This is a genomic window from Streptacidiphilus sp. BW17 (assembly GCF_041262485.1).
Classification (GTDB): Bacteria; Actinomycetota; Actinomycetes; order Streptomycetales; family Streptomycetaceae; genus Streptacidiphilus.
On record NZ_JBGCCR010000012.1, the window covers coordinates 122,655 to 144,992 of the forward strand.

Here is a 22,338-nt window from a genome sequence, read left to right on the forward strand (position 1 = left end):
CTTGCTGTTCGTGGATCGATCGGTTGTGGGAGGAAAGAATGCGACGTCAATTCATGGATGCTCGGGAGACTGCGGAGTACCTGAACGTGTCGGTGCAGTGGGTGTACCGGGAGGCCCCCCGTATGGGGCTTGTGCCGTATAAGTTCGGAGGCGGTCAGAATTCCAAGATTCAGTTCAAGATTTCTGAGGTCGACCACTGGATCAAGCAGCGACGGCTCGCGGGCTGATGTCCGTTGTGTCAACGGTCATGTAGTTGCCCGGCTGGGCGGCCGGAGGGTGTCTGGGCTGGTGGCCAGCAGAATTCCATGCTGATGGCCGTGTTGTTCCGGGTGGGTGGTCAGGCGAGGGCGACGACGCCCTTCCCGGCGAGAGCTTCGGCGAGGCGGTGGGAGTCGCCCTTGGTCAGCACCAGGTGAGCGTGGTGCAGGAGCCGGTCGACGGTCGCGGTGGCGAGGGTCTTCGGCATGATCGTGTCGAAGCCTGAGGGGTGAATGTTGCTGGTCACTGCGATCGAGCGGCGCTCGTAGGCGGCATCGACGATCCGGTAGAAGGCTTCAGCCGCATCGTCGCCGGCGGGCAGCATGCCGATGTCGTCGACCACGATCAGATCGCATCGGCAGATCTTCGCGACGGTCCGGGCGACCGACCCGTCGACCTTGGCCTTGCCGATCGTCGTGGTCAGGGATTCGAGGGTGAACCAGGCGACGCGGAGGTCCTTCTCGATGGCCGCGTGCGCGAGACCTTCGGTGAAGTGCGACTTCCCGGTCCCAGACGGGCCCGCGATGACGAGGTTCTCCGCCCGGCTGACCCATTCCAGGGTCGCCAGCGCGTTCTGGGTGGCCTCAGGAATGGTGGAGTCCTCCGGCCGCCAGGAAGCCAGGGTCTTGCCGGTGGGGAAGTTCGCCGAGGACCGGCGGAGCCGGCGGGTGGCCGCGTCGCGGCCGGTGACTTCCTCGTGGATCAGGACGCGCAGGACCTCGGCGGGGTCCCAGCGCTGGGCCCGAGCGGTGGCCAGGACGTCGGGGGCGGCTTTGCGCAGGTAGGGCAGCCGCATCCGGCGGATCAGCCGGTCCAACTCCTCTGGCAGGGCCGGTGCCTGGGGAAACGTCATCGGGGAAAACTTCCTGTTCGTGGGTCGCGTCGGCCGGATAGCGTCTGCGCGTGATCGACATGGTGGTGAGGGAAGAGAACGGCAATGTCGTCGCCAGAGCGGCGTGCGGCCTGCGGTGGCTCGGGACCGTGAGCGAGCTGGACCGGGCCCGGTTCCCGTTGCTGGGCGGCCTGGATCCGTATGGCGACGCGGTGTTCAACCAGCGCCAGATTCCGGTGCTGCTGCGCGAGTTGGACCAGCTGCCGGACCAGTGCCAGGGGCAGTGGGTCGACGAGGTCCGTGCTCTGGGCCGGGCTGTGCTGCAAAAGCCGCACCGCTTCTTGTGGTTCATCGGCGACTGACCGCCGTCAGCCCGAAGATTGCTCCAGGGCCTGCCAGCCGCCGGTGCCGGGCTGGACGGAGTGGGCCTCGTCCGCGCGGACGGTGACGCCGACCGCGGCGTTCGCGTCCAGGTGGTCGACGATCGCGGGCAGGTCGTCGTCGTTGAAGCGCCCGTTGACCGCGGCCAGTCCCAGGGCCCGGTCGACCAGGTCGGTGCCGACCACGGTCGCGAGTTCGACCGCGCGGGCCATCTTCGCGCGGATCCGGACGGCGCCTGCAGGTCCGGCCTCCAGCAGCCAGCGCTCGGCGCCCGGGCCGATCGCGAGGAACGCGACCTCGGCTTCGGTCCTCGGCTTCGGGCGGGGCTTGTGGATGCTTCGGCCGCCGGGATGGTGTGGGTAGTGCTCGTCCAAGATCCGGGGAGCCCCCGGGGTGGAGACCTGGTGGCGGACGAGTTCGACCAGGTCGGTGTCCTGACGGGCGGTCACCACCAGTTCCTCGCCGACGACACGGACCCAGACCTTCGTGGCGACGTGGCCGGGCGGAGTCGAGTAGCGCACCGACGCGAAGCTGATCGTCTGGTCGTCGCCGACCAGCCGTTCCTCGCCGAGCGCGAGCGCGAACGGGGCGTCCGGGAGCCGGTGCAGCAGCCGTCGTTCGACGTGGAGGCGATCGACCGGGACCTGCCCTGTGGCCCGGTGGCGGCGGGTGTTGACCTGCTCGCACCACTGCCGGCAGGCCTCGGCCAGGTCCGTGAAGGTCGCATAGTCGGGCCGCAGGTTGGCCTCGGTGGGGACCAGATCAGCCTTGGCGATCCGGACGGTGGCCTCAGCCCCGCCCTTGGACTCCGGGTCGTAGGGGACGCAGGTCTCGACCTGGCAGCCGTAGTGCCGGCCCGCGGCAACGACCTGCGGATGACGGACCGCGATCCCCGCGACGTGCGACAGCGTCACGGTCTTCGCGTTGTCGGTCAGCACGTAGATCGGGGCCCCGCCGATCCGCCGCAGCGTGGTCTCCAGGCAGGACACCAGCGTGCCGACCGTGCAGTCCCAGACCGGGATCACCACCCGGAACCTCGACCAGGCCAGCCACGCGCAGAACAGCCAGGTCCGCCGCCCGTTGATCCTCGGGCCCTCGCCCCAGTCGAACTGCAGCCACATACCCGGCTCGGGGATCCAGGGCCGGTAGGTGCGGCGCTTGCCCGCCCGCCAGGCCGTCTTCGCCGCGTTCACCGCCCGCCGAGTCGAGCGCGGGCTGCCGGTGAAACCCATCGCGACGAGCTTGTCGTGGGCGATGTCCGCGCGGATCTTCGCCTTCGACGCGTCGACCCACTCCTCGATCTTCTCCAGGAACGGGTCGATCAACTTGGGCCGCGGGGCCCGCTCGAACGGGTTGGTCCCGCTGGCGCGGGCCTCGACATACCGCTGCACGGTCTTCGGGTCGCAGCGGGCCAACTCGGCCGCCGACCAGAAGGTCCGGGTGAGGTCGTACGCCTCAAGGATTTCCATGATCTCCGTGTCAGACTTCGTCACAGGCCTCTCCGGTCGGTTCGCCAATGTCCGCAAACATCAGCAAACCGGACCGGACGGGCCGCTCGAACAAGAGGGCGATCAGGAACACCACGCAGGCCACCCACCAGGAATTCCGCTGGCCATCAGCCTCGACTCAACTGGCCGCCCACCGGGAGCTTCGCACGTCCGCCGTCGCGTTGACTGGGGGCTCCCGGCGAGGCCGAGAGCCCCCAGGGCTAAGCGGCCAGACCAGTGTTGAGCATCTTGGCGGCACGGCCGATCGACCCCGGCATCAGGTGCCGGTAGACCCTGAAGGTGATGTCGACGCTGCGGTGCCCCATCCACTCCGCCACATCGGTGATCGGGATGCCGTGGGCAAGGCAGTTCGAGGCGAAGAAGTGACGCAGGCCGTAGAGAACCATCCCCTCAGGTATCTCCACCTCCTGAGCTACCTTCAGCCTCCTCCACTGGTTCGCGAGGCCGTGTGCGGGGTAGGGCCGCTCCGGGTCGTCGGGGTGGCGAAAGAGGTACCCGTCGGTGGTTCCATGCTTCGCAGCGTGCCGCTCGATGCTCTCCCGTACCCGTGCCGGCAGAGGCACGTCTCGGTACTCGCCCACCTTCCGATGCTTGAGGGGGCCGTACTTCTTGGTCGTGGCGTTGACTTGCTCCGTGATGCGATAGACGTCGTCGGCCACGATGTTGTTGATGTTGGCTGCGGCCGCCTCGCCATTCCGTAGGCCGCAGCCGCTCATCAGGTCTGCGATGAGCAGGAACGCATCGTCTCCCATGGTCCGGATCACCCGAAGCTGCTCTGGCGACGGGATCACCGCCCGTGCGGCGTCGTATTGTGGCGGTGTGACGCCATTGAGCGGGTGGCTTGCGAAGATACCGAGGCGATGAGCCTCCAGCAGAATGCTCTGCAACCTGATGTAGGCCTGGGACTGCGTCGCCAGTCCGACGCCGTTGCGCTCCATCGTCCGAATGAAGTCCTCGACGACCTTGAAGTCGAAGGTGTTCATGCGGCGGCTGCCAAGGGCTGGCAGCAGGTGATGCTCCATCAGGGAGTCCACGCGGCGCAGGGAGGATGGGGCCAGGTCGCGTCGGCCAGCCCTCCACTCGGCGACGTATTCCTCGAAGCGCATCGAACCGTACTTTCGGATGCGTTCGGCCCTGCTTTGGTTCTGCGGTGCGGCTTTCCTGGCCGCGTAGACCTCTGTCAGCCGCTCGATCGCTTTTTCCTGCGTGGCGAAGCCGGACTCCTCCGTCTGCTTGCCCCGCGCGTTCCGGTAGCGGATCTTGTAGGAGTGAGGGCACTTCGACCAGCGAGCGCTGGGGTGCTCGCAGTCCTTGAAGAAGCTGCCCATGCCTCGGGCCAGGGTTTTGCTTGTCATCGTGGTTCGGCCTCTCGCACCCGTTGCTGACGACTTGCTGACCACGAATGGTGTTGCACGTCCCTGACCTTGGCGGAAACGCCAGTTGCGTGATAACAACAACTACTCGGCTGCCTCGAACACCGCCGACGGCGGCGCGGGGATCATCGGCAACTCCTCGGCCCCGTACATCAACAACACGCTGCTGCCGATGGGGTCGCTGCTGACGAACTACCACGGCAACACCCACAGCTCCGACCCGAACTACGAGGCCATCGCGTTCGGCAACTCCTACGGGCGCAGCAACCACAGCACCCCGGGCGCCGACTGCATCACCAACCCGGCCTGCGCGGCGACGAACCCGGGACTGAACGACAACCTGGACGCGGCCGGCAAGAGCTGGAAGCAGTACGTCCAGAGCCAGACCAGCAACTGCGAGACCGCCAACAGCGGCAACTACGAGTCGGACGACGTCCCGTTCTACTACGACCCGAAGATGCAGAGCGACAACGCGTACTGCCAGGCGCACTGGCAGCCGCTGCCGCAGCTGCTGAACACTGACCTGAAGTCGGCGTCGACGACCCCCGCGTTCGTCTGGGCGGACGCGGACTCGTGCAACGACATGGAAGGCTGCGGGATCGCGGCCGGTGACACCTGGCTGAGCCAGACGCTGCCGGACCTCTTCAACTCCCCCGCGTGGACCACGCAGAAGTCGCTGCTGATCCTGACCTGGGACGAGGACGGCAACAACGCGCCCGGCGGCTTCGGTCCGGGCCAGTCGAACCAGGTGGCCACGATCGCCATCGGCTCGCAGGGCACGGTCAAGGCGGGCTACCAGGACCCGAACCGCTACGACCACTACAGCACCGCGCGGGTGATCGAGGGCGCGCTCGGCCTGCCGTCGATGACCGACAACGACAAGTGGGCCACCCCGTACAACGAGGTGTTCACCGGCGGCGGCGCGAGCACCGGCAACACCGTGACCGTCACCGATCCGGGCAGGCAGAGCTCGACCCCGAACACGGCGATCAGTCCACTGCAGATCCAGGCGTCCGACTCGGCGAGCGGACAGACCCTCAGCTACAGCGCCTCCGGCCTGCCCGCCGGTTTGTCGATCGACTCCGGCACCGGGCAGATCAGCGGCACGCCGACCACGGCGGGCTCCGACTCGGTCACCGTCACGGCGACGGACGGGACGGGCGCGTCGGGCAGCACCGGCTTCACCTGGACGGTCGGCTCCGGTGTCACCAACCTGATCACCGGCGGTGACTTCGAGTCCGGCAACCTGCCGGGCTGGGCCGTGCACGACGCGAGCGTCGTCACCGACGCCAACGCGCACAGCCCCACGCACGACCTGCAGTTGACCGCGCCGTCCGGCGGTTACGCCACGATGGAGTACACGGTGAGCGGACTCTCGCCGAACACCACCTACGTGTACTCGGGCTGGGTCCGCACCGGCGGTGCGAGCACCAGCCTCGGCGTGAAGAACTACGGCGGCAAGCAGGTCCAGGCGCACAGCACGGCCACGTCCTGGACCGAGGAGTCCGACACCTTCACCACCGGCGCGAGCAACACCAGCGCCACCGTCTTCTGCTACGTGCCGACCGGCCCGGCGACGTCCAGCTGCGACGACCTCTCGCTGGTCGCGAGCTGAACAGCTCAGGTTGAGAGCAGCGCGGCCCTGCGGGTGCCGCGCTGCTCACGCGTTTCACCCCTTGGCGACCAGGTGCGGCGCTGCGCCCGGTTGGTCCGGGCGGGAGGTGAACGCCGAGGCGACGGCCGCGACCAGGCAGGCGGCGAGGGCGAACCAGAAGGCGACCGCCAGGCCGTCCTGGAACGGGCCGGTGACCAGGTGCGGGAAGAAGTTGCGGCCGGTCAGGTAGTTCGCCCTGGCGGCGGGCAGGTGCTGGAGCACCTGGGGGCCGAGCAGCTGGCGGATCGGGTTGTAGCCGAGGAACGCGGCGAAGAGCACGGCCAGCGGCGGGAGTTGGGCGACCTTGGCGGCGACGGCCGGGGGCACGTCCTGGGCGACCAGGCCGTGGTCGAGCGCACCGGGCAGGCTCTGGGCCAGACCGAGGACGATCAGGCTGAAGAACAGGCCGATCGACAGCACCATCGCCGCGTTCTGGAAGGTCGCGGTCATGCCTGCGCCGACACCGCGCTGACGGGCGGGCACCGAGTTCATGATCTCGGCCCGGTTGGGGGAGGCGAACAGGCCCGCGCCGAGGCCGTTCAGCGCGAGGATCGACGCGAAGGCCCAGTAGGGGAAGTCGACCGGAAGCATCATCAGCAGGCCGAAGCTGGCCGCGTTCAGCAGCGCGCCCGTGATCGTGAAGAACCGCGAGCCGAAGCGGTCCGACAGCAGACCGGAGATCGGCGCGGCCACCAGCAGCCCGACGGTCAGCGGGATCATGTAGATGCCCGCCCACAGCGGCGTCTGCTCGAAGCTGTAGCCGTGCAGCGGCAGCCAGATCCCCTGGAGCCAGATCACCAGGATGAACTGCAGCCCGCCGCGCCCGAGCGCGGTGAGCAGGCTGGCGAGGTTGCCTGCGGCGAAGGTCCGCAGCCGGAACAGCGAGAGGTCGAAGAGCGGCTCGGCGACCCGCGCCTCGATCACGCAGAAGACGATCAGGAGCGCGACCCCGACGCCCATGGCGCTGAGCACCCACGGGTTGCCCCAGCCGGTGGTCGCGCCGTGGTAGGGCTGGATGCCGTAGGTGATGCCGACCAGCACGGTGATCAGACCGGCCGCGAAGGTGAGGTTGCCCCACCAGTCGATCGCCGCGGGCTGCCGGTGACCGGTGTCCTTGAGCTTGAGGTAGGCCCAGACCGAGCCGAAGACGCCGACCGGCACCGACACCAGGAACACCCAGCGCCAGCCGACCGGGCCGAGGACGCCGCCGAGCATGAGCCCGATGAACGCGCCGGATATACCCGCGATCACGTTGATGCCCAGCGCGGTCCCGCGCTGCCGGGCCGGGAACGCGTCGGTGATGATGGCGGTCGAGTTGGCGAAGATCAGCGCCCCGCCGACCCCCTGGGCCACCCGCCAGCCGATCAGCCACAGCGCCGCCTGCGTCCCGCTGCCCCAGGTGAGGGAGAGCAGAATGGAGCACACGGTGAAGACGCCGAAGCCGAGGTTGTACATCCGGACCCGGCCGAACATGTCCCCGAGCCGCCCGAAGGACACCACCAGCACGGCGGTGACCACCATGAAGCCCATCATCATCCACAGCAGGTAGCTGGTGTTGTGAGGGTCGAGCGGGTCCAGGTGGATGCCGTCGAAGATGTTCGGCATGGCGATCAGCACGATGGACTGATTGATCATCACCATCAGCATGCCGAGCGTGGTGTTCGACAGAGCGACCCACTTGTAACGGGGTCCGTGCGGGTGGTCGGCGGCCTCCGACGCCTCCGACGGAGCGGGAGGAGCGGCAGGAGATCCGCCCGGCGGAGAGTCGGCGGGTGAGCTGTGCATGGAGGAGTCCCTTCGATTGATGCCCTGTGCAACTATTTCAGTTCGAAGGGTCCACTGTCATCAGGCATCTTGTGGGACGGGACTTCTGGGCACGGCGGTGACCGAAGAGATAGGCGGCCAGGTGGCCGTCATGCACCGCCGAGCGTGGTCGCGGCGTCGCGGGCCACCGTCTCGGTGAGCGCGATGCCGGCGTCCTCGGTCGGGTCGTCGTCGGTGAGGACGACGATCAGGAGGCTGTGTCCCGTGGCAGGGGTGACACCGCCGATGCTGTTGACGACCCAGCTTCCGTCGGGGCGTGGCAGCCAGCCGTTCTTGAGCTCGGCCTGCGTGCCGGGGACGGCGCTGACGCCCCAGGCCTGGTCGGGCTCCACCTGTCCCATCAGTTGCTGGATCAGGGTGCGGGACGACCGGTCCAGCGCCGAGTTGCTGGTGAACACCTCGCGGAGCAGCCGTAGTTGGTCGGAGGCGGTGGTGCGGGTCAGTCCCCAGCTGGGCGCGTCGACGCTGGTGTCGGTCAGGCCGAACCGGGTGTTCGCCTCGGTCAGTCCCCATGCGCCACCGGCCTGCCGGAACAGCGCGTCCGCGGCGTCGTTGTCGCTGTTCTCGATCATCCGGGTGGCCAGGGCGAGTTGGCTGGACGCCAGCCCGGTGTGGCCGTCGTCCTGCCGGGCGAGCAGCAGCGTCGCCAGGATGTCGACCTTGCAGATGCTGGCCGTGACGAACCGGTGCGAGGTGTAGCCGCGCAGGAGCGTGGCTCCGTCGGTGAGGTCCAGCGCGGCGACGGCGAGGTGGCCGGGGACGTGCCCGAGTGCCTGGGTGAGCGCGAGGCCCGCCGAGGCGGCGTCCGACGACGGTACCCGCCGGTGCGTGGTGACGGCGACGCGCCGGACGGTGTGAGGCGCGGTGCGCACGGTCGTGCGGGGTGCCGGAACGGCCGGGCTCCCGTGGGCGGTCCGCCGCCACGCCTGGACGGCGCTCGCCTCGGCTGCGGGCCCCGAGGCCGGTCGGACGAGCAGCGCCGCCAGCACGACAGTGGTCAGCACCACGATGCCGACGGCGGAGCAGAACCAGAGCGTGGTCTTTCCGGACTTTCCCGGCTGACGGGGCTGACCGGACTTTCCCGGCTGACCGGATCGACCGGACTGCGGTTGCGTGATCATGGGGCCCCGGTGAGGTGTGTGCGGACGACGAGCTACCGGTGCGGTTTCGGGAGGCGTGCTGGTCCCCTCACGTGATACGCCGTCAGGCCGGGGCGACGGGGAGGACACGCGGTACGCGGGCGCCACGGTCACACCGACGGGTCAATTGCGGGCGCTGTCTGTGCCGCGGCGATGCGTCGCGGGGGCGGCGCTGCGGATCACCGTGCCCACAGGGCGAGTTGGTGGAACACGGTCACTCTGTTGCCACGCCCGGAGCGGGTTGCTACCTTCACGACCGAGTCACCCCGCCAGAGGGTGACACGCTCCCGCATCCCTCGGCGCCACGCCGTGCACGGGACGCCCCCTTGCTCCGCGGCACGCACCTGCACGCCCCCGATTCCCCCGACTCAGGAGGCCGTACGTTGCGCACCCCACAGATCGCCGTCCCGCTCGGCCGAGCCGCTGTCCCGCTGCTCGGGACCGCCGCTCTGGCCGTCTCCGGCCTGCTCGCCGCGATGCCCGCGAGCGCCGCTGGTCACCCCGTCAGCTGGACCCGCTCCTGCTCCGTCGACCTGCAGCCCGGTCAGGCGTTCTGCAACGCCCTGCGGGTGACCGACGCCGTCGAGCACGTCAACGCCACCGGCGTCACGCCCGGCGCGACGCCGTCGGGCTTCGGACCCGCCGATCTGCTCTCCGCCTACGCGCTCCCCGCCAACGGCGGCGCCGGGCAGACCGTGGCGATCGTCGACGCCTACAACGACCCCAAGGCGGGCGCCGACATGGCCGTCTACCGCAAGCAGTACGGGCTGCCCGCCTGTACCAAGGCCACCGGCTGCTTCAAGCAGGTCAGCCAGACCGGCACCACCACCCTTCCGGCCAACAACGCGGGTTGGTCGGGCGAGATCTCGCTCGACCTCGACATGGTCTCCGCGATCGCCCCGAACGCCCACATCATCCTGGTCGAGGCGAAGACCGCCTCCATGGTCAACCTCGGCACCGCCGTGAACGAGGCCGCCAAGCTCGGCGCGACGGAGATCTCCAACAGCTACGGCGGTTCGGAGTCCAGCGCGGACACCACCGACGACACCACGTACTTCAACCACCCGGGGATCGCCATCACCGCCTCCTCCGGCGACAGCGGCTACGGCGTGGAGTACCCGGCCGCCTCGCGGTACGTCACCGCCGTCGGCGGGACCTCGCTCTCCAAGGCCTCCGGCACCCGTGGCTGGAAGGAGAGCGTCTGGTCGACCAGCAGCACCGAGGGCGCGGGCTCCGGTTGCTCCGCCTACGACGCCAAGCCCACCTGGCAGACCGACAGCGGCTGCAGCAAGCGCACCGTCGCCGATGTCTCCGCGGTCGCCGACCCGGCCACCGGCGTCGCCGTCTACGAGACCTACGGCGCCAGCGGCTGGAACGTCTACGGCGGGACCAGTGTGGCCTCCCCGCTGATCGCGGCGGTCTACGCGGACGCCGGCGCGCACACCGCCGCCGTCCCGGCCTCGATCGCCTACGCCAACGCTTCGTCGCTCAACGACGTCACCACCGGCTCCACCGCCACCTGCTCGCCGTCCTACCTCTGCACGGCCGGGCCCGGCTACGACGGCCCGACCGGCCTGGGAACGCCCAACGGCCTGACAGCCTTCACCGGCTGACGATCCGTCACCCCAAGGTGCCCGGCTCGGCCCACGGCCGGGCCGGGCACTGTCGTGGGCGGGCCTATCGGACGTGAGCGGCGTCAGGCCGCCGTGTCGGTGCTGGCCACGTCCAGGCCGCGCGTCGTGACGATGTGCGCGGTGCCGTCCGTGAGGCGGTAGGCCAGGCCGACCACCGCGGTGCGGCCTGCGGCGACGGCGTCGCTGAGCGCACGCGAGCGGTCGAGCAGCAGGTCCACCGAGATGCGCACGTGGTCCGCTATGAACTGGGAGTCCTCGGTGTGCCCGGCGGCGCGGGAGGCCAGGATGCTGGGGGTCACCCGCTCGACCACGTCGCGCACGTAGCCGTCGACGGACGCGCCCTCGGTGACGGCGGCACGTGCGGCGGCGACGGCCCCGCACGAGTCGTGGCCCAGCACCACCACGAGCGGGCAGTCCAGCATGCTCACCCCGTACTCGATGCTGCCGAGCACCTCCGGACCCATCACGTGGCCCGCGGTACGGACCACGAAGAGGTCGCCCAGCCCGCGGTCGAAGATGATCTCGGCGGCGAGGCGGGAGTCGGAGCAGCCGAACAGCACCGCGAACGGGCTCTGTCCAGGGACCACACCGGTGCGCCGTGCCGCGTCCTGGTTCGGGTGCTCGGGGAAACCGGCGACGAAGCGCTGGTTGCCGGCCATCAGCATCTCGAAGGCTTCGCGAGGCGTGGGCGTCATGGTGGCAGTCATGCCCGCAGACTACGTCCCCCACGCTCGTCGCGCGTGATGGGGATAGTCACAACCAGCCCGCTTCCTGGGCGATGCGGACGGCGTCGACTCGGTTGCGGGCGTTGAGCTTGCTGACGATGTTGGTGAGGTAGTTGCGGACGGTGCCGGAGGCCAGGTAGAGGTGGTCGGCGATCTGTTTGACGTCCTCGCCGTCGGCGGTCAGCCGCAGGACCTCGAAGTCGCGGGGTGTGAGTGGGCTCCTGCCCGCTTCGAGGGCGGCGAGGGCGAGTTTGGGCTCGATGGCGTGTCCGCCGGCGGCGACGGAGCGGATGGCGCCTGCGAGGACGGCCGGTTCGGAGTCGGTCAGCAGGTAGCCGACGGCGTGGGCGGCGAGTGCCCGGCGGAGCCTGCCCGGTCCGCCGACCTCGGTGAGGATCATGGTCCGGCAGGACGGCAGCTGGTCGTGCAGCTGACGGCATGCGGTGATGCCGTCCACACCGGGCAGTTCGGTGCCGAGCACCGCGACGTCGGGTCTGAGCCGGAGTGCGAGGGGGAGCACCTGGTCCCCTCTGGCGGTCTCGGCGACGACCTCGAGATCGTCCTCCAGAGTCAGCAGCGACGTCAGTGCCTTCCGCAGCAGGAGCATGTCCTCGGCGATCAGAATGCTGATCACGGCCCACCACCGTCTTTCTTCCTCACGGCCCAAGCGCAGTGTGCATACGCCCTGTTGATCCCATATCAGCACATCGTAAGTTCCGCTTTCTGACGGTGGATCGAACATCTGCGTACATCTCCGCCGCGCGTAGATTCGCCCCTGCTCGCTCGACGCGCAGCCGACACAGCAGAAGGCCGAGGCGACGCCGAGGAGGCCGCCGAGCACGACGCCGAAGAGGCCCGCGCGCAGGGTGGCCCCTTGCCGGTGCCGGAGTGCGGCTCGGTACGGTCTGCGGCGCGGCAGGCGTCAGCCTGGGGTCCCCCGCCGGACCGCAGGTGGGAGGGGGTGCGTGACAGGGTTGACCCGGACAGGGCAGACTGGGCGACGCCGGGCCCGGCACGGCGTAGCGATGCGACGGGTGGGGCGCGGTGCACCGATGCGAACGGCAGTCCTAGGGGGAGTCCGCGTGTCCCGAACCATTTCCAGCCTGGCCGGCGGGCCCTTGTCGCAGCTCAACGCCGAGGTCACCGAGGCGGGCGCCGCTCTGGCCCCGACCGGCGATCCGGGACCGGTCCGCGCTGCGACGGACCGTGCCATGGGCGCGGCCGCCGCCATGGCGGTCCTCGACAACGCCGAGCTGCTCTGCGAGCCGGCCCACGACGGCCGCGCCCTCCTGAGCGCCCAGGAGGCGCTGCGCGCGGCCCGGACCACTGCGGTGTCGCTCGGCGCGCCGACCGGGAGCGTCGAGGGGATCGACGCGGTCCTCCGCGTGATCGTCGACGCCTTGGCCGCGACGCGCGCGTCCTCCACCTGACGCGCGACGCGTCCCGGTAGCCGGTCAGCGCCTGCTCCAGTGGTTCGGTCGCCTTCGGCAGATCCTTCGGGGCGCGATGGGCGCCGCCGAGCTCGCACAGGATGTTGGCCGGCAGAGGTCGACAGGACAGGCCCTACGCCTAATTCGGTTGGCAGGGGATGCGTGGTCTGGTCAGGTGTCGGCATGACGCATCGCCCTCGTTACGACGAGTTCGCCGACTGGTACGACGCCTACGTGCACAGCGGGGTGGGCCGTCCGTTCGCGGAGGCCGCCGACCGGTTGGTCGCCCGGCTGCTGGGTGAGGGCGACGGGGGGACGTGTCTCGACCTCGGCTGTGGCGGCGGGGCCCACATCCCGGCGCTGACCGGCCTGGGCTGGCGAGTGCAGGGGGTGGACCTCTCCGCGCGCCAGGTGGAGATCGCCCGCCGCCGTGGGGTCGACGCGGTTGTGGCCAGTGCGGACGACCTGCCATTCGGCGACGCGACGTTCGACGCGGTGGCGACCATCATGACCACCACCGACGTCGACGACCTGCCCGCCGTCTTCCGGGAGGCCCACCGCGTCCTGCGCCCGGGCGGGCGCCTGGCCGTTGTCGCGGCCCATCCGTGTTTCGGCGGTGTCTACGTCGAGCGCGACGCCGCAGGCACGTGCAGCGTCCACCCGGGGTATCGGGTTCACGGGCGCGTGGAGCACCACCCGCTGCTCGGCGACGGCATTCGCTCCCGGGTCGGCGTGGTGAACGTACCGCTGCCGGTGCTGCTCAACGCGGTCCTCGACGCCGGGTTCAGCCTCCTCGCCACTGCCGAGGACGACGGCCCGCAGCCCGTCCCGGACCTGCTCGGCATCGCCGCCTGCCGACCGGGATAGCCGTCGGGAGGCGCAGACGGCGCTCAACCGGGGCAGGTCCACCACCCGGCGCTGAGAATCCCGGCCGAAGGTGGGTACAGGTTGACCATGTACGACACGACCACCGCTCGCCGGAGCTACGGGATCTCGACCAACACCCTCTTTGCGCGCACCATGACGTTCGTCGCGGCCACGGCCGCCCTGTTCGCACTCGGCGCGTACGTCGGCCGGAACCTTGCCCACGGAGCGGGCATCGCCGCGTTCATCGGCGCGTTCGTGTGCCTGATCGCGATGCGGTTCGCGGCCAGCCGGTCGCGGGAGGCGACGGTCGCGCTGCTCGGGGCGTTCGGGCTGCTCATGGGGGTCGCGATGGCCCCGACGCTGGTCTACTACGCCACCGCCGATCCGCACGCGCTGTGGCAGGCCGGGGGCGCGACGGCGTTGTTCATCGCGGGGCTGGGGTCGATCGGCTACGCCACGAACCGGGACCTGTCGGGGCTGGCGCGGATGTGCTTCTGGGCGCTCCTGGCGTTGCTGGTCTTCGGGGTCGTGGCGATCTTCGTGCGGATCCCGCACGGGTCGCTGATCTACAGCGTGGTCGGGCTGGTGATCTTCGCCGGGTTCACGCTCTTCGACTTCCAGCGGCTGCGACGGTCGCAGAACATCGAGTCGGCGCCGCTGCTGGCCGCGTCGATCTTCCTGGACATCCTCAACGTGTTCCTGTTCTTCCTGAACATCTTCGGCGGCGGCAGTCGGGACTGAGGGACGAGAAACCGCGGGGCGCTTCAGTCCTCCCTGATGGCGCGGGCGATCTCCGCCGGTGAGGCGTTCCAGGGGCTGCCGTGGCCGGGGAGCACCCAGGAGGCCGCCAGCGGGGCGATCCGGTCCAGGGAGGCGAGGGCCTCGGCGGGGTCGTCGGTGAAGGGCGCCGGTTGCGGGCCGGTGCGTCCGGTGAGGACATGTCGGGTGGTGAGCGCGTCGCCGACGAAGACCGCGTCAGCGAGCGGGACGTGGATCGCGACGCTCCCCGGGGAGTGACCCGGCATGCCGATGATGACCGGCTCTCCGGGCAGGTCCAGGGTGGCGCCGTCGTCGACCTCGGTCACAGCGCCGAGGTAGCGGGTGCGCAGGGCGTTCTTGCTGAGCGAGTAGCCGAAGAACTTGAGCGTCGGCCCGAGGCGCATGGGCCCGGTCGCCGTTTTGGGCTTCTCTCCGGTGCGGGCGCGCGCGGCGTCGGCGGTGTGGATGTAGACCGGCACGTCGTACTCGCTGCGCAGGCGCTCGGCGAAGCCGATGTGGTCGGAGTCGCCATGGGTCAGCACGAGTCCACGGATGTCGGCGGGGGACTTGCCGAGCGACTGGAGTTCGCGCTGCAGGTCGTGCCAGTGCCCGGGCAGGCCGGCGTCGACGAGCGTGATGCCCTCCGGCGTGTCGATGAGGTAGCAGGCCACCACGTCGTTGCCGAGGCGGTGCAGATGAGGTGCGAGTTTCACCGTGTCTCCAGGTGCGTGACCGGGGTGCTTCCGAGATGGCTAAGGTAGTTAGCTATCATGGCTAACGTCAATAGCTTTCAGTGAGGAGGGGCTGACCATGCCGACCCCGGAGAAGACATCTCTCGGTCAGATCGTGTCTGCGGGCCGCGACCTGCTGGAGGCCGGCGGTCGGGAGGAACTGACGATGCGAATCGTCGCCGAGCGCGTCGGTGTGCGGGCTCCGTCCCTGTACAAGCACGTCGACAACCGGGCGGCGCTGCTGAGTGCGGTGGCCGAGGCCACCGTCGACGAGCTCGCCGCGAGCCTGGACGCCACCGATGGCTCGCTCGAGGAACTGGCGCGCTGCTACCGGCAGTTCGCCAGGAGCTGGCCCGAGGGGTTCCGGCTGGTACTGCACTCCGTGCACGCGCCGCCTCAGGCGCTCGCCCGCGCGGCCGGCCCCATCCTGCGCGTCGCCAGGGAACTCGTGGGCGAGGAGCAGGCGCTGAACGCCGCGCGTCTGCTGACGGCGTGGGTCACCGGTTTCATCGAGATGGAACTCAACGGTGCCTTCCGGTTCAGGGGTGACATCGACCAGGCCTTCGAGTACGGCCTGGCCGGCATGCGCCGAGCCCTTGGGTGACGGCGCTCGCCCATGCTCTGAGGCACTGAAACCCGGTGGTGCTCGGGCGGCGGGTCGCGCAGGATGAGGGCGTGGCGTCTGAGGCTGTCGTGCTCGTCGAAGGAGTCAGTGACCGGGTCGCGCTGGAGGTGGTGGCGCGGCGGCGCGGGATCGGTCTGGGCGCGGCCGGGGTGTCGGTCGTGGCGATGCACGGGATCACCAACGTCGGGCGTTTCCTGGCGTACTACGGTGCGACGGCCCCGGGGGTCCGGGTGGCCGGGCTGTACGACGAGGCCGAGGGACGGTTCGTCCGGCGCGGCCTGGAGCAGGTCGGACTCACCGGTATGGCGGCGGACGAGGCTCGCGACGGGCTCGAAGCGCACGGGTTCTACTGCTGCTCGGCCGACCTGGAGGACGAACTGATCCGCGCGCTCGGGCCGGAGGCGGTCGAGGACCTGGTCGCGGCCGAGGGGGAGTTGCGGTCGTTCCGGACGCTGCAGAAGCAGCCCGCGCTGCGCGCTCGGAGCCTGCACGACCAGTTGCGCCGGTTGATGAGCGGGCGCTCGGGCGGCAAGGAGCGGTACGCGGCGTTGATGGCCGAGGCGGTCGCGCTGGAGCAGGTGCCCAGGCCGCTGGCGCAGGTGCTGGCCTGCGCGCTGGGGGACGGTCGCCGTTGAGGGGAAGGCAGGTCAGAAGAGGAACGGGATCAGCATCTTGCTCGACCGCTGGTACGCCGGGTACGTGTCGGGGAAGCGCTCCGTCATGTAGCGCTCCTCCTGGGTCGCGCTGAAGACGAAGTACCCGCCGACGATCGCGACCGGCACCAGCCAGATCGGGCTCAGGCCCACGGCCGTGCCGATCATCGCGAGGATGATGCCGGAGTAGATCGGGTGCCGGACCCAGCGGTACGGCCCGGAGGTCACCAACTCGGGATCCTTCTTCTGCGACATCGGGGTGCCCCAGTTCCGGCCGATGTACACCCGAGCCCAGACCGCGAACGCCAGCCCGACGGCGAAGCAGGCGAGGCCGACGCCCTGCAGCCAGGGGTTGCCAACCACCGTCCGACCCCGCAGGGGTCCGAGCCGCACCAGGACGACCACGACGACCAGGATCGCCAGCCGGACCCGCAGGGCACTGCCCCACTTCAGCTGTCCCGGCTTGGTCCAGGCCGCCGCGCCGAGCCAGCCGAGCCAGAACGCGGCCCAGCCGACCAGGAAGACCAGTTCGATCGCTGTCATGAGGCTCAGGCTCCCAGCTGCTGTTTCCAGTGTGCCGCTCGGTGGCTTCCGAAGACGCGGGACGGGGCACTTCTTAAGTGATATCACTTAAGAAGTGCCCCGTCCATGGTGCACGCCCGGCGCGGTGCCGACAGAGGTGTCAGTCCGTCTTGAGCGTCAGTCCGTCTTGATCGCCTCCAGGGCGTTCAGCCGGGCGGCGCGGCGGGCGGGCCAGATGGCGGCGAGGACGCCGACGATCAGCGCGGCAGCCGCGAAGGCGCCGTACTGGGACCACGGGATCTGCATCGAGTACGAGGAGAAGTGCGGCTCGATCAGGCGGCTGGCGGCCCAGGCCAGCAGGGTGCCCGCGCCCAGGCCCAGGATGGCGCCGAAGACGGAGATCATCAGCGACTCCAGCCGGACCATCCGCTTGATCTGACGGCGGTTCAGGCCGATCGCGCGCAGCATGCCGATCTCGCGCGCCCGCTCGAAGACGGACATCGCCATGGTGTTGACGACGCCGATGACGGCCACGATCACGGACATCCCGAGCAGTCCGTAGACCATGTACAGGATGCGGTTGATCATCGCGTCGGCCTGCGCCAGCAGGTCCTGCTTCGTCTCGACCTGCAGGATCGGGCTGTTGCCGAGCGCCGACTTGATCGAGGCCTGCAGCGCCGAACCGGCCTGGCCGGGAGCGGCCTTGATGTAGACCGCCTCCAGGGAGGTGTTGTAGACGTGGCCCTTGGGCAGGGACAGGTCCATCAGCACGGCCGGGGTCATCATCGAGTGCTGGTAGATGCCGGCCACGGTGGCCTGCTTCTTCTTGCCGTCGGGCAGCGTCACCGTCAGGGACTGCCCCTGCTTCCAGCCGTTGGTGGTCGCGTCCTGCTGGTCGACCGCGACGCTGTCCGCGCCGAGGTTGTCGACCGTGCCGCTGACCATGGTGAAGTTGCGGACCTGCGAGACGGCCGTGGTGTCCACCGCGTCGGTGTCCTCGGTGACTCCGTTCACCGTGAGGGACAGGGCCTGCTGGCCGCTGACCGCGGCAACGCCCGGCACGGTCTTCACGGACGCGACGACCGAGGGGTCGAGCGCGCGGCCGTTGGCGTTGGCCAGTATGTAGTCCGCGCTGACGCCCTTGGTGGCGACGGAGGCGAGACCGCTCTGGAGCGAGTGGGTCAGCACGCCCATCGCGCTCATCAGGGTGAGCCCGATCATCAGCGCCGTGGCGGTCGCCGCCGTGCGGCGCGGGTTGCGCAGCGAGTTGCGGCGGGCCAGACGGCCGGTGACGCCGAAGAGGGCGAGCAGCGGGGTGAACAGCGCGATGACCGGGCGGGACAGCAGTGGGGTCAGCACGATGATGCCGATCAACAGCACAGCTGCGCCGCCGCCCATGACGCCGGACCGGTTGCCCGTGCTGCTGCCGGTCGCCTGGATCCCCAGGTAGATCAGCGCACCGCCACCCGCCGCGAAGAGCAGGCCCAGGACGTTGCGGACGATCAGACTGCGCTGCTTCGGCGGGGCGTCGACACTGCTCATCGCGGCGACGGGCGGGATCTTGGCCGCGCGACGGGCGGGCAGCCAGGCCGCCACCACCGTGATCAGTACACCGATCAGAAGCGACACCAGCACCGAGGACGGGGTGATCACCAGCGAGTTGGTCGGCAGCCCGCCACCGGACTTGGCGATCAGACCGCGCATCCCGATCGCCAGGCCGAGGCCGACCAGGTAGCCGGCGACCGACGACAGCACGCCGACCAGCACCGCCTCGATCAGCACCGACCGCGTCACCTGACGGCGGCTCGCACCGACCGCGCGCAGCAGTGCCAGCTCACGGGTGCGCTGGGCGACCAGCATGGTGAAGGTGTTGGCGATCAGGAAGACGCCGACGAACAGGGCCACGGCGGCGAAGGAGAGGAAGATCGTGTTCAGCGTCGAGGTGTCCGAGGCGACGGCCGTGGTCTGATCGTCGATCAGGGTCTGGCCGGTCTCGGCGGTCAGGCCGGTCTGGCCCTGGATCGTCTGCTGGACCTCGGTCATCAGCTGCGCCTGGCTGGTACCGGGCGTCGCGCTGAGGTCGACTTCCTGGTAGAGGCCGGGGTTGTAGAGCAGCTGCTGCGCGGTCGCGTTGTCGAACAGCGTCAGCGTGCCGCCCGCCTCGACGGCCTGGTCGGTGCTGGTGAAGATGCCGGTGAGCTTCTCCTTGAGCACCGGACCGTCGATCGAGATGTCGACGGTGTCACCGACGTGGAAGCCGCCCTTGGCCGCGGTCCCGGAGTCCAGGGCGATCTCGCCGCCGGTCGTCGGACCGGTGCCGGAGGTGAAGGCGTAGCGGGAGTCCTGGCCGTTCGCGCCCGGCGCGAAGTTGCCGCCGAGGGTCGAGAAGCCCTTGCCGATCAGGTTGTGCTGCGCGTCGGCGACACCGGTGAAGCCGGAGACGATCGGCTGGGCGGCGGAGACGCCGGCCAGGCCGGACAGCTTCGTGAGGGTGGCGTCGTCGATGCCGACGGGCTTGGCGGACGCGGACGAGCCGTGGCCGCCGTGCCCGAGCGCGCCACCGCCCTTCCCGCCGCCACCGCCACCGCCGCCGCCCGGGCCGCCGCCACCGCCCGCACCGCCGTGCGCGTTGGTGCCGTCGGCGTGCACGGCGACGGCGAGGTCGGAGTAGTTCTTGGTGAGCAGGTCCTTCATGCCCTGGTTGAGCGTCGCGGTGAAGACCAGGGTGCCGGCCACGAAGGCGACGCCGAGCAGCACCGCCAGCATGGTCATCAGGAGGCGCAGCTTGTGCGCCAGTACGTTGCGCAAGGCTGTGCGGAACATTGTGGGGATTCCTTCTGCGGATGGAACGTTCGGGACGGACGGCGGGACTGGCCGCGCGGGTCGGTGACCGGCGTCAGCTGGTCCGGCCCTTGCCGTCGAAGCGCTTCATCCGCTCCAGCACGCTGTCCGCGGTGGGGTTCGCGAGCTCGTCCACGATCTTGCCGTCGGCGAGGAAGAGCACGCGGTCCGCGTAGGAGGCGGCGGTGGCGTCGTGGGTGACCATCACCACGGTCTGCTCGAACTCGCGGGCGCAGCGGCGCAGGAAGCCCAGGATCTCGGCGCCGGAGCGGGAGTCGAGGTTGCCCGTCGGCTCGTCCGCGAAGATGATCTCCGGGCGCGAGGCCAGGGCGCGGGCGCAGGCCACGCGCTGCTGCTGGCCGCCGGAGAGCTGCCCGGGGCGATGCGAGAGCCGATCGGACAGGCCGACGGTGCCGATGATCTGGTCCAGCCAGGCCTTGTCGGGCTTGCGCCCGGCGATGTCCAGGGTCAGCGTGATGTTCTCCAGCGCGGTGAGCGTCGGCACCAGGTTGAACGCCTGGAAGATGAAGCCGATCTTGTCGCGGCGCAGCTGGGTGAGCTTCTTGTCCTTGAGCTTGCTGAGCTCCACGTCCCCGATGGTGGCGGAGCCCCCGGATATGGTGTCGAGACCGGCCATGCAGTGCATCAGCGTCGACTTGCCGGAGCCCGACGGGCCCATGATCGCGGTGTACTCACTGCGGCGGAACTCGACCGAGACGCCGTCCAGCGCGACGACGCGGGTCTCGCCCTCGCCGTAGATCTTGGTCAGGCCGGACGCGCGGGCTGCGACCGCACCAGCCCTGGTCGCTCCATCGGTGGCCGGGGCCTGGGTCGTCGTCACTGGGCACTCCTGTGCAAATCGGGTCACTGCGACGGTTCACCATCCTCGACGCTGGTCGGTGGCGAACCGTGGCCCCCGGGACCCATTCAGGGGGTGACCACGGATGTATCGGTGAGGTGATCACCTCCTCCTCAGGTATGACACGGGGCCGCCCGCGAGCATCGATAATCCGCGGTCAGGTCGGTCGGTCCGGCGGCGCGGGGCGTGCCGTCAGGCGCGGGTGAATACGAGGGCGGCGTTGTGCCCGCCGAAGCCGAGCGAGGTCTTGACGGCGCAGTCGATCCGGGCGGGGCGCGCCTGCTTCGCCACGACCTCGACCGGCACCTGCGGGTCCAGGGACGAAAGGTTCACCGTCGGCGGGACCAGGCCGTGCTCCAGCGCGAGGACGGTGAGGGCCGCCTCGATGCCCCCGGCCGCGCCCAGGGTGTGGCCGGTCATGGCCTTGGTGGAGGTGACCAGCGGGTGCTCGCCCAGGACCCGGCGGAGCACGGTGCTCTCGATCAGGTCGTTGAGCACGGTCGAGGTGCCGTGGGCGTTGACGTGACCCACGTCGGCCGGGCTGAGACCGGCGTCGGCGAGCGCGCTGCGCAGCGCGCGTTCGATGCCCGCGCCGTCCGGGTCCGGCGCGACCGGGGCGAACGCGTCGTTGCTCGCGCCGTAGCCGACGAGGTGGCCCCGGATCCGTGCGCCACGGGCACGCGCGTGTTCGGGGCGCTCCAGCACCAGTAGACCGGCGCCCTCCCCGATGACGAAGCCGTCCCGGTCGGCGTCGAAGGGACGGCAGGCGGCGGCCGGGTCGTCGCGGCGGGTGGAGACCGCCCGGAGCCGGCAGGCGCTGGCGACCAGCAGCCGTGAGCAGACGGATTCGGCGCCCCCGGCGATGGCCACGTCGCACAGGCCCGCACGCAGCAGCGCCCGCGCGGTGCCGATCGCGTCCGTGCCCGACGCACACGCCGTGGTCACCGCGAGGCTGGGACCACGTGCGGGCAGGTCGCGGCAGACGCTCCCGGCGGCGCCGTTCACCGCCGCCAGCGGGGCCAGCGTCGGCGACACCCGCCGGGCGCCCCTCGCAGCGAGGACGTCGGCCTGCGCGTCGTAGGAGGGCAGGCCGCCGTGGGCGGAGCCGATGACGACGGCGACCCGGTCGCTGTCCCAGGTCTGCGGGTCCAGCCCGGCGTCGGCGACGGCCTCGCGGGCCGCGAGCACGGCCAGCTGGGCGAATCGGTCCATCAGACGCGCCCCGGCGACGCCGATTTCGGCCTGCGGGTCGAGGCCGTCGACCGTGTAGAAGAAGTCGCAGGACAGGTCGCGCAGCTCCTCGCGGAAGCGGACGCCGCGCGGGGCTTCGGCGGTGGTGACCTCGCGCCAGGTCGCGTCGGCACCGGCACCGGCCGCGGTGATCAGGCCCAGGCCGGTGACGGCGGCCGCGTAGCCGTCGGTGTGCGGGCCGCCGGTCGCGCCACTCTCGCCGCTCGGCCTCACGCGTTCGCCCCGGTCTTGCTGTGCACCGCCTGTACCAGTTGGCCGAAGGTGTCCCGCGAGGTGAGCTGCACGTCGTCCAGATCGATGTCCAGGCCGTCCTCGATGATCAGCCGGAGCTCCTCCAACGCCAGGGAGTCCAGGCCGAGTTGCCGCAGCGGGACCTCGTCGCCGATGGCGGCGGGGGCCACCCCGAACTTGCCGGTCAGCGCGGTGACGATGTGCTCGGTGACGTCCATGTCTGTGTTCCTTCCGAGGGATG

Annotated in this window: 22 protein-coding genes; 9 read left to right on the forward strand and 13 right to left on the reverse strand. The window is 70.1% G+C overall.

Annotated elements, in window-relative coordinates; all coding sequences use genetic code 11:
• Nucleotides 1–53 precede the first annotated feature (53 nt).
• Nucleotides 54–227: a helix-turn-helix domain-containing protein gene (locus ABH940_RS17380; protein ID WP_370105677.1), complete on the forward strand. Its 174-nt coding sequence runs from the start codon at nt 54–56 to the stop codon at nt 225–227.
• A gap of 110 nt (nt 228–337) precedes the next feature.
• On the opposite strand, the gene istB is transcribed toward ABH940_RS17380, so the two are convergent.
• Nucleotides 338–1,111: an IS21-like element helper ATPase IstB gene (gene istB / locus ABH940_RS17385; protein ID WP_370105635.1), complete on the reverse strand. Its 774-nt coding sequence runs from the start codon at nt 1,109–1,111 to the stop codon at nt 338–340.
• 59 nt (nt 1,112–1,170) lie between these two features.
• Between istB and ABH940_RS17390 the strand changes: the two genes are divergently transcribed.
• The gene (locus tag ABH940_RS17390) at nt 1,171–1,452 is read left to right on the forward strand and encodes a hypothetical protein (RefSeq protein ID WP_370105678.1); all 282 of its coding nucleotides are present in this window, start codon (nt 1,171–1,173) and stop codon (nt 1,450–1,452) included.
• A gap of 6 nt (nt 1,453–1,458) precedes the next feature.
• Here the strand turns inward: ABH940_RS17390 and istA are convergent, their stop codons facing one another.
• Nucleotides 1,459–2,940 (reverse strand): IS21 family transposase, encoded by a 1,482-nt coding sequence (gene istA / locus ABH940_RS17395; protein WP_370105679.1) that lies wholly within the window; start codon nt 2,938–2,940, stop codon nt 1,459–1,461.
• Between the two features lie 239 nt (nt 2,941–3,179).
• On the reverse strand, nt 3,180–4,307 hold the full coding sequence (locus ABH940_RS17400) for a tyrosine-type recombinase/integrase (RefSeq protein WP_370105636.1): 1,128 nt from the start codon (nt 4,305–4,307) through the stop codon (nt 3,180–3,182).
• Between the two features lie 112 nt (nt 4,308–4,419).
• Here ABH940_RS17400 and ABH940_RS17405 point away from each other — a divergent pair, with 112 nt between their 5' ends.
• On the forward strand, nt 4,420–5,967 hold the full coding sequence (locus ABH940_RS17405; protein ID WP_370105637.1) for an alkaline phosphatase family protein: 1,548 nt from the start codon (nt 4,420–4,422) through the stop codon (nt 5,965–5,967).
• 54 nt (nt 5,968–6,021) lie between these two features.
• Here the strand turns inward: ABH940_RS17405 and ABH940_RS17410 are convergent, their stop codons facing one another.
• Nucleotides 6,022–7,791: an MFS transporter gene (locus ABH940_RS17410; protein ID WP_370105638.1), complete on the reverse strand. Its 1,770-nt coding sequence runs from the start codon at nt 7,789–7,791 to the stop codon at nt 6,022–6,024.
• Nucleotides 7,792–7,919: 128 nt separating this feature from the next.
• Nucleotides 7,920–8,951: a serine hydrolase gene (locus ABH940_RS17415; protein ID WP_370105639.1), complete on the reverse strand. Its 1,032-nt coding sequence runs from the start codon at nt 8,949–8,951 to the stop codon at nt 7,920–7,922.
• A 401-nt stretch (nt 8,952–9,352) separates the two neighbouring features.
• Here ABH940_RS17415 and ABH940_RS17420 point away from each other — a divergent pair, with 401 nt between their 5' ends.
• Nucleotides 9,353–10,582, forward strand: coding sequence for a peptidase S8 (locus ABH940_RS17420; protein WP_370105640.1), 1,230 nt, complete (start codon nt 9,353–9,355; stop codon nt 10,580–10,582).
• 83 nt (nt 10,583–10,665) lie between these two features.
• Here ABH940_RS17420 and ABH940_RS17425 read toward each other — a convergent pair whose 3' ends face one another.
• On the reverse strand, nt 10,666–11,310 hold the full coding sequence (locus tag ABH940_RS17425; protein WP_370105641.1) for a carbonic anhydrase: 645 nt from the start codon (nt 11,308–11,310) through the stop codon (nt 10,666–10,668).
• A 46-nt stretch (nt 11,311–11,356) separates the two neighbouring features.
• Nucleotides 11,357–11,962, reverse strand: coding sequence for a DNA-binding response regulator (locus ABH940_RS17430; protein WP_370070113.1), 606 nt, complete (start codon nt 11,960–11,962; stop codon nt 11,357–11,359).
• Between the two features lie 448 nt (nt 11,963–12,410).
• On the opposite strand from ABH940_RS17430, the gene ABH940_RS17435 reads away from it, so the two are divergent.
• The 3 genes from ABH940_RS17435 to ABH940_RS17445 all read left to right on the forward strand — a co-directional run bounded on the left by ABH940_RS17435 (nt 12,411) and on the right by ABH940_RS17445 (nt 14,366).
• On the forward strand, nt 12,411–12,758 hold the full coding sequence (locus ABH940_RS17435; protein ID WP_370070111.1) for a hypothetical protein: 348 nt from the start codon (nt 12,411–12,413) through the stop codon (nt 12,756–12,758).
• 183 nt (nt 12,759–12,941) lie between these two features.
• Entirely contained in the window at nt 12,942–13,625 is a 684-nt protein-coding gene (locus tag ABH940_RS17440; RefSeq protein ID WP_370105642.1) for a class I SAM-dependent methyltransferase, read from the forward strand.
• An 87-nt stretch (nt 13,626–13,712) separates the two neighbouring features.
• Entirely contained in the window at nt 13,713–14,366 is a 654-nt protein-coding gene (locus tag ABH940_RS17445; RefSeq protein ID WP_370070147.1) for a Bax inhibitor-1 family protein, read from the forward strand.
• Nucleotides 14,367–14,389: 23 nt separating this feature from the next.
• On the opposite strand, the gene ABH940_RS17450 is transcribed toward ABH940_RS17445, so the two are convergent.
• A complete protein-coding gene (locus tag ABH940_RS17450; RefSeq protein ID WP_370105643.1) occupies nt 14,390–15,097 on the reverse strand; it encodes an MBL fold metallo-hydrolase in 708 nt (235 codons plus the stop codon).
• A gap of 97 nt (nt 15,098–15,194) precedes the next feature.
• On the opposite strand from ABH940_RS17450, the gene ABH940_RS17455 reads away from it, so the two are divergent.
• On the forward strand, nt 15,195–15,719 hold the full coding sequence (locus tag ABH940_RS17455; RefSeq protein ID WP_370070104.1) for a WHG domain-containing protein: 525 nt from the start codon (nt 15,195–15,197) through the stop codon (nt 15,717–15,719).
• Between the two features lie 71 nt (nt 15,720–15,790).
• Nucleotides 15,791–16,375, forward strand: coding sequence for a TOPRIM nucleotidyl transferase/hydrolase domain-containing protein (locus tag ABH940_RS17460; RefSeq protein ID WP_370070102.1), 585 nt, complete (start codon nt 15,791–15,793; stop codon nt 16,373–16,375).
• 12 nt (nt 16,376–16,387) lie between these two features.
• Here ABH940_RS17460 and ABH940_RS17465 read toward each other — a convergent pair whose 3' ends face one another.
• From ABH940_RS17465 to ABH940_RS17485, 5 genes are all read right to left on the reverse strand, one after another.
• On the reverse strand, nt 16,388–16,936 hold the full coding sequence (locus ABH940_RS17465; RefSeq protein ID WP_370070100.1) for an isoprenylcysteine carboxylmethyltransferase family protein: 549 nt from the start codon (nt 16,934–16,936) through the stop codon (nt 16,388–16,390).
• A 156-nt stretch (nt 16,937–17,092) separates the two neighbouring features.
• On the reverse strand, nt 17,093–19,738 hold the full coding sequence (locus ABH940_RS17470) for an ABC transporter permease (protein WP_370105644.1): 2,646 nt from the start codon (nt 19,736–19,738) through the stop codon (nt 17,093–17,095).
• A gap of 73 nt (nt 19,739–19,811) precedes the next feature.
• A complete protein-coding gene (locus tag ABH940_RS17475) occupies nt 19,812–20,597 on the reverse strand; it encodes an ABC transporter ATP-binding protein (RefSeq protein WP_370070096.1) in 786 nt (261 codons plus the stop codon).
• 210 nt (nt 20,598–20,807) lie between these two features.
• The gene (locus ABH940_RS17480; protein WP_370105645.1) at nt 20,808–22,079 is read right to left on the reverse strand and encodes a beta-ketoacyl synthase; all 1,272 of its coding nucleotides are present in this window, start codon (nt 22,077–22,079) and stop codon (nt 20,808–20,810) included.
• Nucleotides 22,076–22,315: an acyl carrier protein gene (locus ABH940_RS17485; protein WP_370070092.1), complete on the reverse strand. Its 240-nt coding sequence runs from the start codon at nt 22,313–22,315 to the stop codon at nt 22,076–22,078. Before ABH940_RS17485 ends, ABH940_RS17480 begins: the two co-directional genes overlap by 4 nt.
• Nucleotides 22,316–22,338 lie beyond the last annotated feature (23 nt).

What these genes read in the sequence shown, in the direction of transcription:
- ABH940_RS17465 (WP_370070100.1), bottom strand. Translation starts at nt 16,936, where the DNA reads ATGACAGCGATCGAACTGGTCTTCCTGGTCGGCTGGGCCGCGTTCTGG.
- istA (WP_370105679.1), bottom strand. Translation starts at nt 2,940, where the DNA reads ATGGAAATCCTTGAGGCGTACGACCTCACCCGGACCTTCTGGTCGGCG.
- ABH940_RS17485 (WP_370070092.1), bottom strand. Translation starts at nt 22,315, where the DNA reads ATGGACGTCACCGAGCACATCGTCACCGCGCTGACCGGCAAGTTCGGG.
- ABH940_RS17400 (WP_370105636.1), bottom strand. Translation starts at nt 4,307, where the DNA reads ATGGGCAGCTTCTTCAAGGACTGCGAGCACCCCAGCGCTCGCTGGTCG.
- ABH940_RS17425 (WP_370105641.1), bottom strand. Translation starts at nt 11,310, where the DNA reads ATGACTGCCACCATGACGCCCACGCCTCGCGAAGCCTTCGAGATGCTG.
- ABH940_RS17455 (WP_370070104.1), top strand. Translation starts at nt 15,195, where the DNA reads ATGCCGACCCCGGAGAAGACATCTCTCGGTCAGATCGTGTCTGCGGGC.
- ABH940_RS17415 (WP_370105639.1), bottom strand. Translation starts at nt 8,951, where the DNA reads ATGATCACGCAACCGCAGTCCGGTCGATCCGGTCAGCCGGGAAAGTCC.
- ABH940_RS17470 (WP_370105644.1), bottom strand. Translation starts at nt 19,738, where the DNA reads ATGTTCCGCACAGCCTTGCGCAACGTACTGGCGCACAAGCTGCGCCTC.
- ABH940_RS17410 (WP_370105638.1), bottom strand. Translation starts at nt 7,791, where the DNA reads ATGCACAGCTCACCCGCCGACTCTCCGCCGGGCGGATCTCCTGCCGCT.
- ABH940_RS17390 (WP_370105678.1), top strand. Translation starts at nt 1,171, where the DNA reads ATGGTGGTGAGGGAAGAGAACGGCAATGTCGTCGCCAGAGCGGCGTGC.
- ABH940_RS17380 (WP_370105677.1), top strand. Translation starts at nt 54, where the DNA reads ATGGATGCTCGGGAGACTGCGGAGTACCTGAACGTGTCGGTGCAGTGG.
- istB (WP_370105635.1), bottom strand. Translation starts at nt 1,111, where the DNA reads ATGACGTTTCCCCAGGCACCGGCCCTGCCAGAGGAGTTGGACCGGCTG.
- ABH940_RS17440 (WP_370105642.1), top strand. Translation starts at nt 12,942, where the DNA reads ATGACGCATCGCCCTCGTTACGACGAGTTCGCCGACTGGTACGACGCC.
- ABH940_RS17445 (WP_370070147.1), top strand. Translation starts at nt 13,713, where the DNA reads ATGTACGACACGACCACCGCTCGCCGGAGCTACGGGATCTCGACCAAC.